Genomic DNA, 12,551 nt, shown 5'->3' on the forward strand with positions numbered 1-12,551 from the left:
CGCTCTAATCTCACACAAGCCCGCCATTGGCGCGCAGCACCTGGGCGTTGATCCAGCCGCCTTCAGGGCCGACCAGGAAGGCAACGGCATTGGCGATGTCTTCGGGTGTGCCGAGACGCTCCATTGGCGTCGCCTTGGCGAAACGCTCGATCAGTTCCGGTGACTTGCCATTTAGGAACAGGTCGGTTGCGGTCGGGCCGGGTGCGATGGCGTTTACGGTGATCGAGCGGCCACGCATTTCCTTGGCCATGATACCCGTCATGGTTTCGACCGCAGCCTTGGTGGCGGCATAGATGCCGTAGCTCTCAAGCTTGGTGCCAACGACGCCAGTGGAGAAGTTCACGACCCTGCCGCCATCGCGCAGCCGCTTTGCGGCTTCGCGCATGGTGTTGAACGTGCCTTTCAGATTGACCGCGATCTGCTGGTCGAAGGACGCATCATCGGCATTGGCGAATGTGGCGAGCTTCATGATGCCGGCATTGTTGATCAGCACGTCGATGCCGCCAAAGGCGGTCTCGGCTGCATCGAACATTCCGCGCACGGCGGCGGGATCGCTGACGTCCGCCTTGGCGGTGAGCGCGCGGCCGCCGGCCGCCTCGATCTTTTGCGCGATGGCTTCGGCCGGCGCGGCACTCCCGGAGTAATTGACGATCACCGTGAAGCCGTCGCGGCCCAGCCGCTCGGCGATGGCTGCGCCGATGCCGCGGGACGCCCCCGTGACGATAGCTACCTTGCTGGATGGGTTGGTCATTTCGCTTCTCCTCGTTGGGGCGGCCGACTGGCAGAGCCGTTCTGATGAGGGAAATCTAGATCGTTTTATTTTTCGGATAATGATACATTATCTGGCATCACAATTCGGATTTAACGAACAAAGGCATGGACCGTTTCGAGACGATGCGGGTGTTCACCCGGGTGGTGGAGCGGCGCAGCTTTACGGCTGCGGCGGCGGATCTCGGCCTGCCGCGGTCGACCGTCACCGATGCGGTCAAGCAGATCGAGGCACGGCTCGGCGTGCGGCTACTCGAGCGCACCACGCGGCTGGTGCGGCCGACGCTGGACGGCGAGGCCTATCACCAGCGCTGCCTGACGCTGATCGCCGATCTCGAAGACGCCGAAAGCGCTTTTTGCGGTGCCAAGCCCAAGGGGCCGTTGCGGGTGGATATGAATGGCACGCTGGCGCGTAATTTCGTGCTGCCGCATCTGCTGGACTTTCTCGCCGAATATCCCGACATCCAGCTCTATCTCAGCGAGGGCGACCGGCTGGTCGACCTGATCCGCGAGGGCATCGACTGCGTGGTGCGTGTCGGCGAGCTCCGCGACAGCGATATGGTGGCGCGGCGGCTGACGATGATGGACGAAGTCACCTGCGCGGCACCGTCCTATCTCGCGCGCATGGGCATGCCTTTGTCCATTGATGCGCTCGAAGGTCATCGCATGGTCGGCTATCACTCCTCGGCGACAGGCGCGGTGCTGCCGCTGGAATTTCAGGACAACGGTGCGTTGCGTCATGTCACGTTGCCGGTGGCGATCACGGTGAATAGCGCCGACAATTACGCGGCGATGGCGAAACTCGGCTTCGGTCTGGTGCAGGTGCCGCGCTATCGCATCAAGGATGAACTCGCCGACGGCACGCTGGTCGAGGTGCTGCCGCAATATCCACCGATGCCGTCGCCGGTGTCGCTGCTCTATCCGCGCAATCGCCAGCTCTCGCCGCGGGTGCGCGTGTTCATGGACTGGTTGACGCGTGCTTTCGCGCGCGACGTGATCTAAGCAAACCTGTGATGGCCCCTGTTTTTCGTTTCGCGCCCAGCCCCAATGGTTATCTGCATCTCGGCCACGCCGCTTCGGCGCTGCTGAATTTCGATCTGGCGCGCGAGGTCCGCGGCCGATTGCTGCTGCGGATCGAGGATATCGATGTCACGCGTTGCCGGCCGGCTGGAATGTGCTGCGCTGATCAATCGGGCTCTGTCACGTAACAAGGATAGCTTTTCTGTTTTTCTTTAACGGAAGCGATATCAAGCTCGATTATCGCGAGTGGTTTTTCTGGAGACGTCATGTCGAGCAATTCTCCATTCGGCCCGCATGCGAACCCTTTGCCCCCAAACGTCGGCCCGTTTGATCCTTGTCCAACGCGGTTGGAACTCACGACATAACAGCCAGAAACAATCGAAGCCATCGCGCCTGCGATGCGGAATACGTCCAAGGTTCTTCCCGTGGCTCTCGGTACAACGATCAACTCGGCGCCTTGTTTGCGGTAATGGCGAGCATGTTCGTTGAACATCACTTCCGTGCATAGAAGCACCCCTACGCATACACCGCAAACGACGACCGGCTCGAATTCGCGCGACTGAGTCGCGTACCAATTCGACTCATACCAACCTGCCTCCGAGGGAAAATATTGCTTTGTGTGGAGGTGCTTTATTTCTCCCCCTTCAAGGCAGAAAGCTTCATTTGCGAGCCGGGATCCCTCCCAAACGGGCCGAGAAGAAATGACCGCAGGGAAATTTAGCTTTTCGAGTACCGTTAAGCCCGCCCGATGACACTCAATGCTGTATTCGGCTAATTTCGGATCAAAATCCCGAGCTGATGCAATCCACGGACCGAAAGGCATCTCATTCGTAATCAGTATATCGATTTTCGCCTTGGAAAGATCGTCTGCCAAACTACGCCATTGGTCACTGTCGGCAATCAAGTTTTCTGGCCACTCAACAAATCCCACACGCATCGCCGACCTCCTGGTGTCACGCCTCGGCGTTATATGAAAACAAATCACTGAGGCAAATGGCTTGCATTACACCGGTCCTCCCTTGTTTCGTTTCGCACCCAGCCCCAATGGCCATTTGCATCTCGGCCACGCTTATTCGGCGCTACTGAATGCCGATCTGGCGCGGGCAGCCGGCGGGCGGTTGCTGCTGCGGATCGAGGACATCGATGTCACGCGTTGCCGGCCGGAATTCGAGGCGGCGATCTACGAGGATCTCGCCTGGCTCGGCATCGCCTGGGAGGTGCCGGTACGGCGACAGTCGCAGCATTTCGCCGACTACCGCGCCGCGACCGAGCGGCTCGCCGCCATGGGACTGCTGTATCCCAGCTTCGAGAGCCGTGCCGAGATCGCACGTATGATCGCGGCCGAAGAAGCGAAAGGCTCATGGCCACGCGATCCCGACGGTGCGCCTCTCTATCCAGGCATTGCCAGATCGTTGTCGTCGCAGGCTGTCGCCGAACTCAGACAGGCAGATGCCCCGATGGCGCTGCGGCTCGATATGGCCACAGCCATTGCAGTCAGCGGTTCGCTCACATGGACCGAGCAGGGCACGGGTCCGGGCGGCGAGACGGGTACCGTCGCCGCGCAGCCGGAGGCTTGGGGTGATGTCATCCTGGCCCGCAAGGAAACGCCGACCAGCTATCATCTCTCGGTCGTGATCGACGATGCGCTGCAGGGCGTGACCCATGTGGTGCGCGGCCAGGACCTGTTCTGGTCGACCAGCGTGCACCGGCTGCTGCAGCAATTGCTCGGCCTGCCGCAACCGGTCTATCGGCATCATTTGCTCGTGCGCGATAGCACCGGCGCTAAACTGTCCAAATCGACCGGCTCGACCAGCCTGCGTGAGTTGCGGGCGCAAGGCGCCACACCGGCGGATATCCGCCGCATGGTCGGGCTGCCCGACCCGTCTGCCGCAAGTTAGCCGCAAGCGCGCCGCAAGAAATTCGCAAGCTAGACTTGGCCTGCTGCGTGACTCCGCGCGCCCCGCCGTGGCATGGTGCCTCCGGGACGGGTGGGCAACATATGGCGCTGACATCGCGCTCTCCGCGCAAGATGCGGACGCGCACCAAGCAAACGCTGAAAAAACGCGTGGCCAAGAAGCGTGCGGTGAAGAAGCCCGCGCCGAAGCCGCGCGCCAAGCGCAGGTCCGTGCGTGCCGATACAATGGTGGAAACCGCGCTGGCGGTGTTCGCCCATGAGGTGCGCACGCCGCTGACCGGCATTCTTGCGGTCAGCGATCTGCTGGCCACCTCCGACCTCGACGAGCGCGAGCGGCGCTGGGTCGAGACGATCAAAGCTGGCGCCGAACATCTGGCAGGTCTCGCGACGCTGTTCGTCGATGCCGCGCGCAGCAGCAAATCCAGATTCGAACTGCGGCAGGATTTCTTCGATCTGCGTGCGCTTGCCCGCAACATCGGCGACTCGCTCGCGGGCCGCGCCGCTGCCAAGGGGCTGCTGTCGCGGGTCGCGATCTCCGACAGATTGCCGGTATTCGTGGTCGGCGATCCCGTGCGGCTGCGCGCGGCGCTGGAAAATCTGATCGACAATGCGGTGAAGTTCACCGAGCAGGGCAATGTGGCGCTGAAAGTTTCGCCCGTGCGCATGGCGGGCAAGGTCGGCGTCTCCTTTGCCGTCTCCGACAGCGGCATCGGTCTCACGCTGGCCGAGATCAAGCGGCTGTTCAAACCGTTCTCGCAGGCCAATGTGTCGATCGCCTCGCGCTTCGGCGGCGCGGGTCTCGGCCTGTCGTCGGTGAAGCAACTCGCCCGCGCCATGGGTGGCGACATTACGGTGGCGCAGCGCCGTGGTGGCGGAACGCTGTTCACGCTCACGGTGGCGCTCGACAAGACGAGCGGCCCGATTACCATCATGACGAGCGATGACGCGTCTGTTGCGCCGGGACAGGCGCTGCGGGTCTTGAGCGTCGAGGACAATCCGTTCGGTCGTGTCGTACTCAATGCCATTCTCACCGAACTCGGCCATCAGGCCGAGTTCATCGGTCGTGGCGAAGCAGCGGCGGAGCGCGTTGCGCAGGGCACGTTCGATGCGGTGCTGATGGATATGGTGCTGCCGGGCATCGATGGCGTCGAGGCGATCCGGCAAATCCGTGCGTTGAAGGCGCCGCATGGCCGCGTCGCGATCATCGGCGTGTCCGGTCGCAGCGAAGACGAAGCCGCATCGCGTCAGGCGGGGGCCGACGCGTTCCTGATCAAACCGGTGTCTCCGCGGGCGCTAGCGACTGCGCTGCTTGAAGCGAGACGCCGTGGGGCAGCCGCGACTTGATGATCGCGGCATTGAGTTCGCCGCCGAACACGAAGATCGCCGCAATGAAGTACAGAAACACCAGCGCGATAATCACCGACGCCAGGCCGGCATACATCGTCACGTAGTTGTTGGCGAAGCGCGCCAGATAAAGACCGAAGCCGATACCGGACGCCAGCGACGCCAGCATGGTGAAGATAATGCCGGGCAGGATTTGGCCGAAGGTGCGGCGGCCTGATGGAAGCCACGCATGCAGGATGAACAAGGCGGTCACCATGGCGACGATGGTGATGCCGTAACGCGCCACCGTCAGCAGCCGCTCGTTGTTCTCGACCATCAGCGGGACATAGCGCCTGATGATTTCAAGCATCAGCGGGCCGAGCACGATGAGGAACGCCATGGCGAGCGCGGTGACGGCAGCGACCAGCGTGTAGCCGATCGACTCCAGCCGCAGCCAGTACCAGCGCCGCGGCTCGATCACCGAATAGGCGCGGTTCAGCGCGACGCGCAGGCTCTCGACGCCGTTGGAGGCGAAATACACTGCGAGCACGAGACCGATGGTCAGCGCATCGCCGCGGGTGGTGGTCAGCACGTCGTGGATCTGCCCAGATAGCGCGCCGGCCACCTGATCCGGCCAGATTTCCAGCAACAATCCGACGGCCTGATCGGCGAGATCCTTGGAACCGAAGAAGCCGGCCAGCGAGGCCAGCACGATCAGGAACGGAAACAGCGCCATCAGGGTGGAAAGGGCGATATGGCTGGCGATCGCCCAGCCGTCATCGGCGAGAAACGTATAGAAGGCGTCCAGTACGACATCGTAGACGGTGCGTATCTGTCTCACATGCCACCTGGTTCGGGATCGGCCGGCAAATCACCGGTCGTCATGTTAGCTTCTGATATCTAACGCGAAAAAGCCAGATCGTTGCGTTGCGGCCTGCGCTTATCGCCCAGTCATTTTGACGGCCGGCAATAGCGCAGCCTGTGACGCAGTGTTATGTAGCCGATATGACATCAACGCTCAGCAACATCATTCTCCCCATCGCGGTCGGCGCCGTTGCGCTGGTCCTGCTGCTCGGCCTCTTCAATATGATGCGTGGCGGTTCGCCCGATCGCTCGCAAAAGCTAATGCGGTGGCGCGTGGTGCTGCAATTCGTCGCCATCATACTCACCATGGCCACCGTCTGGGCGATGGGCCGCTAACGCAAATTCCTCAACTGACGCTGGATCAATTCGATGGTCGTTCTCAACCGCATCTATACCCGCACCGGCGATGACGGCACGACGGCTCTCGGCACCGGCGAGCGTCGGCCGAAATACGATCTCCGCGTCAGCGCCTATGGAACAGTGGACGAGACCAACGCCGCGATCGGTGTCGTCCGGCTGCATCTCGCCCATGCGCGATCGCTCGATGGGATGCTGGGATTGATCCAGAACGACCTATTTGATCTCGGGGCTGATCTCGCGGTTCCGCAGCGTGAGGGCAAGGTCGAGCGGCTGCGTCTGCTGGCCAGCCAGGTCGAACGGCTGGAGAACGACATCGACATGCTCAATGCGCCGTTGGCCGATCTGACCTCGTTTGTTTTGCCTGGCGGAACTCCTGCCGCCGCTCACCTTCATGTCGCCCGGACGATTTGCCGTCGTGCGGAACGGATCATGGTGGAACTCGCTGCCCAGCCCGATGAGCCGGTCTCGGATGCTGGTATCCAGTATATGAACCGGCTGTCGGACTTCCTGTTCGTCGCCAGCCGCTCGCAGAATGATAATGGCGCCGGCGACGTGCTCTGGGTGCCCGGCCAGAACCGGTAATTTCGGCTAAATCGGCTGGCCTAGAGACATTCGATTTTAGGGTCTGGCGCGTTGACCCCGTGTGGCAGGGGCTTTAGGTTCCGCGCCCAAGCTTCCGAGCAAGCTCTGAAACAATAAAACTCACACGAAAGAGGATCGATGAAGGTTCTGGTCGCGGTCAAACGGGTGGTCGATTACAACGTCAAGGTTCGCGTCAAGAGCGACGGATCGGGCGTCGAACTGTCCAACGTCAAGATGTCGATGAATCCGTTCGACGAAATCGCCGTCGAGGAAGCCCTGCGCCTGAAAGAGGCCGGCAAGGCAACCGAAGTGGTGGTGGTGTCGATCGGTCCCGCACAGGCGTCCGAAACCCTCCGCACCGGCCTCGCGATGGGCGCCGACCGTGGCATCCTCGTCAAGGTTGAAGGCACCGTCGAGCCGCTCGCCGTGGCGAAGATCCTCAAGGCCGTGGCCGATGAGGAAAAGCCGGGTCTCGTGATCCTCGGCAAGCAGGCGATCGACGACGACGCCAACCAGACCGGCCAGATGCTGGCTGCGCTGCTCGGCTGGCCGCAGGCGACCTTCGCCAACAAGCTGGTTGTCGAGGGCGACGACGTCACCGTGACCCGTGAAGTCGATGGCGGTCTGCAGACCGTCAAGCTCAAGGGACCGGCCATCGTCACCACCGATCTTCGTCTGAACGAGCCGCGCTACGCTTCGCTGCCGAACATCATGAAGGCGAAGAAGAAGCCGATCGACGAGAAGACCGCCGATGGTTACGGCGTCGATATCTCTCCGCGTCTCGAGATCATCAAGACCAGCGAACCGGGCGGCCGCAAGGCCGGCGTCAAGGTCAAGGACGTCGCCGAACTGGTATCGAAACTCAAGACTGAAGCCGGGGTGCTCTAATGCCGACATTGCTGCTTGCCGATCACGACAACGCCACCCTGAAGGATTCCACCAACAAGGCGCTCACCGCCGCGACCCAGATCGGCGGCGAGGTGCATATCCTCGTTGCCGGCCAGAATGCGAAGCCGGCCGCGGAAGCTGCCGCCAAGCTGCAGGGCGTCACCAAGGTGCTGCTCGCCGACGACGCCTCCTATGCCCATGATCTTGCCGAGCCGCTGGCCGCGCTGATCGTGTCGCTGGCGCCCGCCTATGACGTGCTGATCGCCGCTGCGACCACGCGCTCGAAGAATGTGATGCCGCGCGTCGCCGCTTTGCTCGACGTGATGCAGGTGTCGGAAATCACCAAGGTGATTGCGCCCGACACCTATGAGCGTCCGATCTATGCCGGTAACGCCATCCAGACCGTGAAGTCCAAGGATGCCAAGAAGGTCATTACGGTGCGTACCTCGACCTTCGGTGCAGCCGGTGAAGGCGGCAGCGCGGCGGTGGAAGACGTCAAGACGGCCGAGAATCCCGGTCTGTCGACCTTCGTCGGCGAGGACATGGCCAAGAGCGATCGTCCGGAACTGACCTCGGCGAAGATCATCGTGTCTGGTGGCCGTGCCATGCAGAGCCGCGAGAACTTCGCCAAATACATCGAACCGCTCGCCGACAAGCTCGGTGCCGGTGTCGGCGCCTCGCGCGCCGCGGTAGATGCCGGCTATGCCCCGAACGACTGGCAGGTCGGCCAGACCGGCAAGGTCGTGGCTCCGGAGCTGTATATCGCCATCGGCATTTCCGGCGCGATCCAGCATCTCGCCGGCATGAAGGACTCCAAGGTGATCGTCGCGATCAACAAGGACGAAGACGCGCCGATCTTCCAGGTCGCCGATTACGGCCTGGTCGCTGACCTCTACCAGGCCGTGCCGGAGCTGACCGAGGCACTCGGCAAGTAGAGGCTCTGCAGGCAAGGATTGGGCAAATAAGGCCTTGCTGAATTATGGCTTTGCGCCTCAATTAACGACATCGGCCGGAGTGACTGACTCCGGCCGATATTTTATGTAAAGATGGCTTTCCGAACGCGGCATGCGCGGGCGGCGTGTTCTCAGAGATGACAAGCAAGATGGCGGTTATGATCAAGAAAGTCGGCGTGATCGGCTCCGGCCAGATGGGCAATGGCATTGCGCATGTGGCTGCATTGGGCGGCCTCGAAGTTGTGCTGAACGATGTCTCCGCCGACCGCCTTAAGTCTGCCATGGCGACGATCAACGGCAACCTGTCGCGTCAGGTGTCGAAGAAGGTCATCACCGAGGATGCGCGCAAGCAGGCGCTGGATCGCATCACCTCGTCGGACACGATGGATGGTCTCGCCGATTGCGATCTCGTGATCGAATCCGCGGTCGAGAAGGAAGAGATCAAGCGCAAGATCTTTCACGATCTCTGTGCGGTGCTGAAGCCGGAGGCGATCGTCGCTTCCAATACCTCGTCGATCTCGATCACGCGCCTCGCTGCCTCGACCGACCGTCCCGAGAAGTTCATCGGTATTCACTTCATGAATCCGGTGCCGGTGATGGAGCTGGTCGAACTGATCCGCGGCATCGCCACCGATGACGCGACCTTCGAGGCGTCCAAGGAATTCGTCACCAGGCTCGGCAAGCAGATCGCCGTCTCGGAGGACTTCCCGGCCTTCATCGTCAACCGCATCCTGTTGCCGATGATCAACGAGGCGATCTACACGCTGTATGAAGGCGTCGGCAATGTCGAAGCCATCGACGCCGCGATGAAGCTCGGTGCGCATCACCCGATGGGCCCGCTCGAACTCGCCGATTTCATCGGTCTGGATACGTGCCTGTCGATCATGCAGGTGCTGCATGAAGGCCTTGCCGACTCCAAGTATCGGCCGTGTCCGCTGCTGGTGAAATATGTCGAAGCCGGCTGGCTCGGTCGCAAGACCCAGCGCGGTTTCTACGACTACCGCGGCGAGAAGCCGGTCCCGACGCGCTAAGTTTCGCGCGCTGTCCGTTAGAGTAAGACTTCGTCATGGCCGGGCAAAGCGCGAAGCTGCGCCTTGCGCGGGCATGACCGAGTGCCTGGTTAGATGAGAGCCCGCATCAAGCTCACTGTCGCCGGCACCAGACTGACAATCGTCGCCATGCCCATGCCGACTCCGCACAGATGCGCCATCAATGTCTCGCGCTGCGTAATCATGTCACGTACTGCGCCACGCCGTTGCCGAACGACCAGTTCTCCGGCAGCACCTCGACGAGATTGATGAAAACGTCCTCGGGCCGCAGCCCGGGCGCTGCCGTCAATCGCTCGACGATTCCGCGATAGAGCTTCTGCTTTTGCTCCACGCCGCGCGTGTTGCTGACGGTGAGCTGGATGAGGACCAGGTCGTCGGTGCGCCGGATGCCAAGATAATCCGGACTATAGCTGAAGTCGTCGCCGTCGTGCTCGTGAATGACGATGAAGCGATCGTCCCTGGGTACGTTGAAGGTTTCGATCATTGCGTCATAGACGCTGTCGGCAATGGCTTTGCGCCAAGCGGCGGGCTTGCCCCGCTTCAGTGAAATGCGAACCAGCGGCATGGTGGTCTCCTGTTGTTCAAATCCGATGCAGCAAACCTAATCCCATATTGATCATTGTAAAATCGTATGAAATAATATTTCAATGATGTCATATTGAAATGATTGGCTGATGAAAGCGCTCGATATCGAGGCTGTCCAAGCCTTTGTGCTGGTGGCCGACCTCACCAGCTTCACCCGCGCCGCCGAGGCGATGGGAAGCACGCAGTCGGCGATCAGCCTGAAGATCAAGCGGCTGGAAAGCGGGCTTGGCAAGCGCCTGCTGGAGCGAACGCCGCGGCTGGTGCGTCTGTCCGTCGAGGGCACTGCTTTCCTTGCCGCAGCCCGAAACCTGGTGGCGGCACACCAGTCGGCGATCGGCGCGTTTGCGGTGGAGCAGCGACGGCTCGTGGTCGGCATCAGCCAGCATCTCGTTGGCGCCGATCTGGCACAGCTGTTGAAACGCATGAGCGCGACCGATCCGTCGCTGGTGATCGAGCTGCGTATCGAAACTTCGCGCGCGATGCTGCAAGCCTATGATGGCGGCGAAATCGATGCGGCGATCGTGCTGCGCCACGATGTGCGACGGCGGGATGGCGAAGTGATGCTCGAAGAGGAGTTCGGCTGGATTGCTGCGCCGGATTTCAACCATCGGCCGGGGGAGCCGCTACGGCTGGCGACCCAGGCCGAGCCGTGCAGCGTGCGAGCGATGGCCGTGAGTGCGCTCGATGCGGCGGGCATTCGCTGGACGGAAGTGTTCGTCGGCGGCGGAGTGGCGACAATCGGTGCCGCGATTTCCGCCGGGCTTGCGATCGGTGCGTTGGTGCGCCGCGTCGCGCCGGTCGGCAGCGTCGATCTCGGCCCGCGCCTTGGATTGCCGAAACTGCCGAATTGCGACGTGATGCTGTATTCCAACCTCACGGATGCCGGCGCCCGCGGCGCGCTGCGCACACTCGGTGCGGCATTCAGGGCCGGTGCGGACTAATTGGAAATTCGTTAACCCCGCATCGCTATACCGTCGGTACCACGTTACGGAGTGTTTCTGATGGATATGGCTTTGGTTGCCAGCGCGCTTGCCATGAAGGCGGCGGGAACGCAGCAGCAGATTTCGACCTCGATCATGAAGTCGAATGCCGACATGGAAAAGAACACCGTGCTCACACTGCTCGGCGGTGCCCAGCAGGCCTCCCAGGCCAATCTCGGCGCAGGCGTCGGCGGCAACCTCGATATCGCCGCTTAAGGCGCTGTCGAGCCTGGCCGTTCGCCGCCAGAGGCAGCAGTCAGTGTCGCGCGAAAATGGCTCGGCGGCGCGCCGATAATGCGCTTGAAGGCGCGGCTGAACGCGGCTTCCGATTCATAGCCAAGCCGGCGAGCGACGACCGCGATCTTCAGGCGGTCGCGAACGAGCCACTGCTTTGCTTCCCGCATCCGCAATTGCGCGACGTAACGCGCCGGTGTTTGGCCGACGACATTGGCGAAGCGCAACGCAAATGCCGATCGTGACGCATGCATGACGCTCGCCAGCGCCTCGACGGTCCAGTCTTTGGTCGGATCGCGGTGGATCGCAGCGAGAACTCGCCCGATACCGGGGTCGCGCGCGGCAGCGACCCAGCCGTCGGAGCCGCAGCCTTTCTCCACCCAGTTGCGGATCAGTGCCGCGGCGACGACATCGGCCAGCCGAGTCAGCATGCCGCCGGCACCGACGCGATCCAGCGCCAGTTCGGATGTCATGGCCTCGAGCAGATGCGGGATGGCGGGCTCGTCGGTGGCAAGTTCGTGCATCTGCATCAGCTCAGGCATCATCAGAAGCAGGGGATGCTGGCTGTCGAGGTTGAAGGTCATGCCCGCACCGAACAGCACGGTTTCTTCGCCATTCCTGTTGCCGCCGCTGCAGGTGTCGAGGATGCCGCAGCAAACCGGCTCGAACTGGCAATTCTCGACCGGTGCCGGAAAGGCATCGGGTGAACTCGCCAGTGCGTGTTCCGCGCCGCGCGGCAGCAAGACCGCATCACCCGGTTCAAGGCGGACCCACGCGTTATCCAGAGTTCGCAGCCAGCAGCCACGCTCGGCGACGAAGTGAAATTGTGCCTTCGGCCGTGCCGGGAAGACCAGCCCCCATGGCTCGGTCATGCGGCAGCGGACGTAATCGACGCCCTCAATCTTCAAGCCCCGGAGCATTTCGGTCAGGGGGTGCGTGACGACAGGTCTGGACGAATGATCAAGCATCGCGGGTTTTCTAGCATGGAAACTCCAGGAGGTCACCTCCATCTCCGGTGTCCCTTCTGGAG

General features: G+C 62.0%; 15 protein-coding genes and 1 pseudogene. 11 read left to right on the forward strand and 5 right to left on the reverse strand.

What is annotated here, in order from left to right; genetic code table 11:
• Positions 1 to 10: 10 nt before the first annotated feature.
• Positions 11 to 751, reverse strand: a complete 741-nt coding sequence (locus tag AB8A33_RS01560) for an SDR family oxidoreductase (RefSeq protein ID WP_439091156.1) — start codon at positions 749 to 751, stop codon at positions 11 to 13.
• Between the two features lie 125 nt (positions 752 to 876).
• Here AB8A33_RS01560 and AB8A33_RS01565 point away from each other — a divergent pair, with 125 nt between their 5' ends.
• Positions 877 to 1,770: a LysR family transcriptional regulator gene (locus tag AB8A33_RS01565; RefSeq protein WP_439091157.1), complete on the forward strand. Its 894-nt coding sequence runs from the start codon at positions 877 to 879 to the stop codon at positions 1,768 to 1,770.
• Between the two features lie 11 nt (positions 1,771 to 1,781).
• A pseudogene (locus tag AB8A33_RS01570) lies at positions 1,782 to 1,934 on the forward strand (glutamate--tRNA ligase family protein); the annotation flags it as partial.
• Positions 1,935 to 1,954: 20 nt separating this feature from the next.
• Here the strand turns inward: AB8A33_RS01570 and AB8A33_RS01575 are convergent.
• Complete coding sequence (locus AB8A33_RS01575) at positions 1,955 to 2,725, reverse strand: carbon-nitrogen hydrolase family protein (protein ID WP_439091158.1); 771 nt, start codon at positions 2,723 to 2,725, stop codon at positions 1,955 to 1,957.
• A gap of 82 nt (positions 2,726 to 2,807) precedes the next feature.
• On the opposite strand from AB8A33_RS01575, the gene gluQRS reads away from it, so the two are divergent.
• Both gluQRS and AB8A33_RS01585 read left to right on the forward strand, forming a co-directional pair.
• Positions 2,808 to 3,686: a tRNA glutamyl-Q(34) synthetase GluQRS gene (gene gluQRS, locus AB8A33_RS01580; protein WP_439091159.1), complete on the forward strand. Its 879-nt coding sequence runs from the start codon at positions 2,808 to 2,810 to the stop codon at positions 3,684 to 3,686.
• A gap of 101 nt (positions 3,687 to 3,787) precedes the next feature.
• Positions 3,788 to 5,047: an ATP-binding protein gene (locus AB8A33_RS01585; protein WP_439091160.1), complete on the forward strand. Its 1,260-nt coding sequence runs from the start codon at positions 3,788 to 3,790 to the stop codon at positions 5,045 to 5,047.
• On the opposite strand, the gene AB8A33_RS01590 is transcribed toward AB8A33_RS01585, so the two are convergent.
• Positions 4,974 to 5,867 (reverse strand): YihY/virulence factor BrkB family protein, encoded by an 894-nt coding sequence (locus tag AB8A33_RS01590; protein ID WP_439091161.1) that lies wholly within the window; start codon positions 5,865 to 5,867, stop codon positions 4,974 to 4,976. The genes AB8A33_RS01585 and AB8A33_RS01590 overlap by 74 nt on opposite strands.
• 164 nt (positions 5,868 to 6,031) lie before the next feature.
• On the opposite strand from AB8A33_RS01590, the gene AB8A33_RS01595 reads away from it, so the two are divergent.
• The 5 genes from AB8A33_RS01595 to AB8A33_RS01615 all read left to right on the forward strand — a co-directional run bounded on the left by AB8A33_RS01595 (position 6,032) and on the right by AB8A33_RS01615 (position 9,704).
• Complete coding sequence (locus AB8A33_RS01595; protein ID WP_068730376.1) at positions 6,032 to 6,226, forward strand: twin transmembrane helix small protein; 195 nt, start codon at positions 6,032 to 6,034, stop codon at positions 6,224 to 6,226.
• Positions 6,227 to 6,259: 33 nt separating this feature from the next.
• Positions 6,260 to 6,832 (forward strand): cob(I)yrinic acid a,c-diamide adenosyltransferase, encoded by a 573-nt coding sequence (locus AB8A33_RS01600; protein ID WP_092150450.1) that lies wholly within the window; start codon positions 6,260 to 6,262, stop codon positions 6,830 to 6,832.
• 138 nt (positions 6,833 to 6,970) lie between these two features.
• Positions 6,971 to 7,720, forward strand: coding sequence for an electron transfer flavoprotein subunit beta/FixA family protein (locus AB8A33_RS01605; protein ID WP_089267624.1), 750 nt, complete (start codon positions 6,971 to 6,973; stop codon positions 7,718 to 7,720).
• Positions 7,720 to 8,655, forward strand: coding sequence for an electron transfer flavoprotein subunit alpha/FixB family protein (locus AB8A33_RS01610; protein WP_439091162.1), 936 nt, complete (start codon positions 7,720 to 7,722; stop codon positions 8,653 to 8,655). Before AB8A33_RS01605 ends, AB8A33_RS01610 begins: the two co-directional genes overlap by 1 nt.
• Before the next feature lie 167 nt (positions 8,656 to 8,822).
• On the forward strand, positions 8,823 to 9,704 hold the full coding sequence (locus AB8A33_RS01615; RefSeq protein ID WP_439091163.1) for a 3-hydroxybutyryl-CoA dehydrogenase: 882 nt from the start codon (positions 8,823 to 8,825) through the stop codon (positions 9,702 to 9,704).
• A gap of 199 nt (positions 9,705 to 9,903) precedes the next feature.
• Here the strand turns inward: AB8A33_RS01615 and AB8A33_RS01620 are convergent, their stop codons facing one another.
• Complete coding sequence (locus tag AB8A33_RS01620; RefSeq protein WP_439087497.1) at positions 9,904 to 10,287, reverse strand: tautomerase family protein; 384 nt, start codon at positions 10,285 to 10,287, stop codon at positions 9,904 to 9,906.
• Between the two features lie 109 nt (positions 10,288 to 10,396).
• On the opposite strand from AB8A33_RS01620, the gene AB8A33_RS01625 reads away from it, so the two are divergent.
• Together AB8A33_RS01625 and AB8A33_RS01630 are read left to right on the forward strand one after the other, a co-directional pair.
• The gene (locus AB8A33_RS01625) at positions 10,397 to 11,248 is read left to right on the forward strand and encodes a LysR family transcriptional regulator (protein WP_439087498.1); all 852 of its coding nucleotides are present in this window, start codon (positions 10,397 to 10,399) and stop codon (positions 11,246 to 11,248) included.
• A gap of 60 nt (positions 11,249 to 11,308) precedes the next feature.
• Positions 11,309 to 11,503 (forward strand): putative motility protein, encoded by a 195-nt coding sequence (locus tag AB8A33_RS01630; RefSeq protein ID WP_089267620.1) that lies wholly within the window; start codon positions 11,309 to 11,311, stop codon positions 11,501 to 11,503.
• Here the strand turns inward: AB8A33_RS01630 and AB8A33_RS01635 are convergent.
• The gene (locus tag AB8A33_RS01635; RefSeq protein ID WP_439091164.1) at positions 11,500 to 12,489 is read right to left on the reverse strand and encodes an AraC family transcriptional regulator; all 990 of its coding nucleotides are present in this window, start codon (positions 12,487 to 12,489) and stop codon (positions 11,500 to 11,502) included. The two genes, AB8A33_RS01630 and AB8A33_RS01635, sit on opposite strands and share 4 nt — an antisense overlap.
• Between the last annotated feature and the right edge of the window lie 62 nt (positions 12,490 to 12,551).

The sequence above is a fragment of the Tardiphaga sp. 813_E8_N1_3 genome (genome assembly GCF_051811025.1).
Taxonomy (GTDB): domain Bacteria; phylum Pseudomonadota; class Alphaproteobacteria; order Rhizobiales; family Xanthobacteraceae; genus Tardiphaga.

Coding starts and splice junctions, on each gene's coding strand:
- AB8A33_RS01560 (WP_439091156.1), bottom strand. CDS start 751: ATGACCAACCCATCCAGCAAGGTAGCTATCGTCACGGGGGCGTCCCGC.
- AB8A33_RS01565 (WP_439091157.1), top strand. CDS start 877: ATGGACCGTTTCGAGACGATGCGGGTGTTCACCCGGGTGGTGGAGCGG.
- AB8A33_RS01575 (WP_439091158.1), bottom strand. CDS start 2,725: ATGCGTGTGGGATTTGTTGAGTGGCCAGAAAACTTGATTGCCGACAGT.
- AB8A33_RS01585 (WP_439091160.1), top strand. CDS start 3,788: ATGGCGCTGACATCGCGCTCTCCGCGCAAGATGCGGACGCGCACCAAG.
- AB8A33_RS01595 (WP_068730376.1), top strand. CDS start 6,032: ATGACATCAACGCTCAGCAACATCATTCTCCCCATCGCGGTCGGCGCC.
- AB8A33_RS01600 (WP_092150450.1), top strand. CDS start 6,260: ATGGTCGTTCTCAACCGCATCTATACCCGCACCGGCGATGACGGCACG.
- AB8A33_RS01605 (WP_089267624.1), top strand. CDS start 6,971: ATGAAGGTTCTGGTCGCGGTCAAACGGGTGGTCGATTACAACGTCAAG.
- AB8A33_RS01610 (WP_439091162.1), top strand. CDS start 7,720: ATGCCGACATTGCTGCTTGCCGATCACGACAACGCCACCCTGAAGGAT.
- AB8A33_RS01615 (WP_439091163.1), top strand. CDS start 8,823: ATGGCGGTTATGATCAAGAAAGTCGGCGTGATCGGCTCCGGCCAGATG.
- AB8A33_RS01620 (WP_439087497.1), bottom strand. CDS start 10,287: ATGCCGCTGGTTCGCATTTCACTGAAGCGGGGCAAGCCCGCCGCTTGG.
- AB8A33_RS01625 (WP_439087498.1), top strand. CDS start 10,397: ATGAAAGCGCTCGATATCGAGGCTGTCCAAGCCTTTGTGCTGGTGGCC.
- AB8A33_RS01630 (WP_089267620.1), top strand. CDS start 11,309: ATGGATATGGCTTTGGTTGCCAGCGCGCTTGCCATGAAGGCGGCGGGA.
- AB8A33_RS01635 (WP_439091164.1), bottom strand. CDS start 12,489: ATGCTTGATCATTCGTCCAGACCTGTCGTCACGCACCCCCTGACCGAA.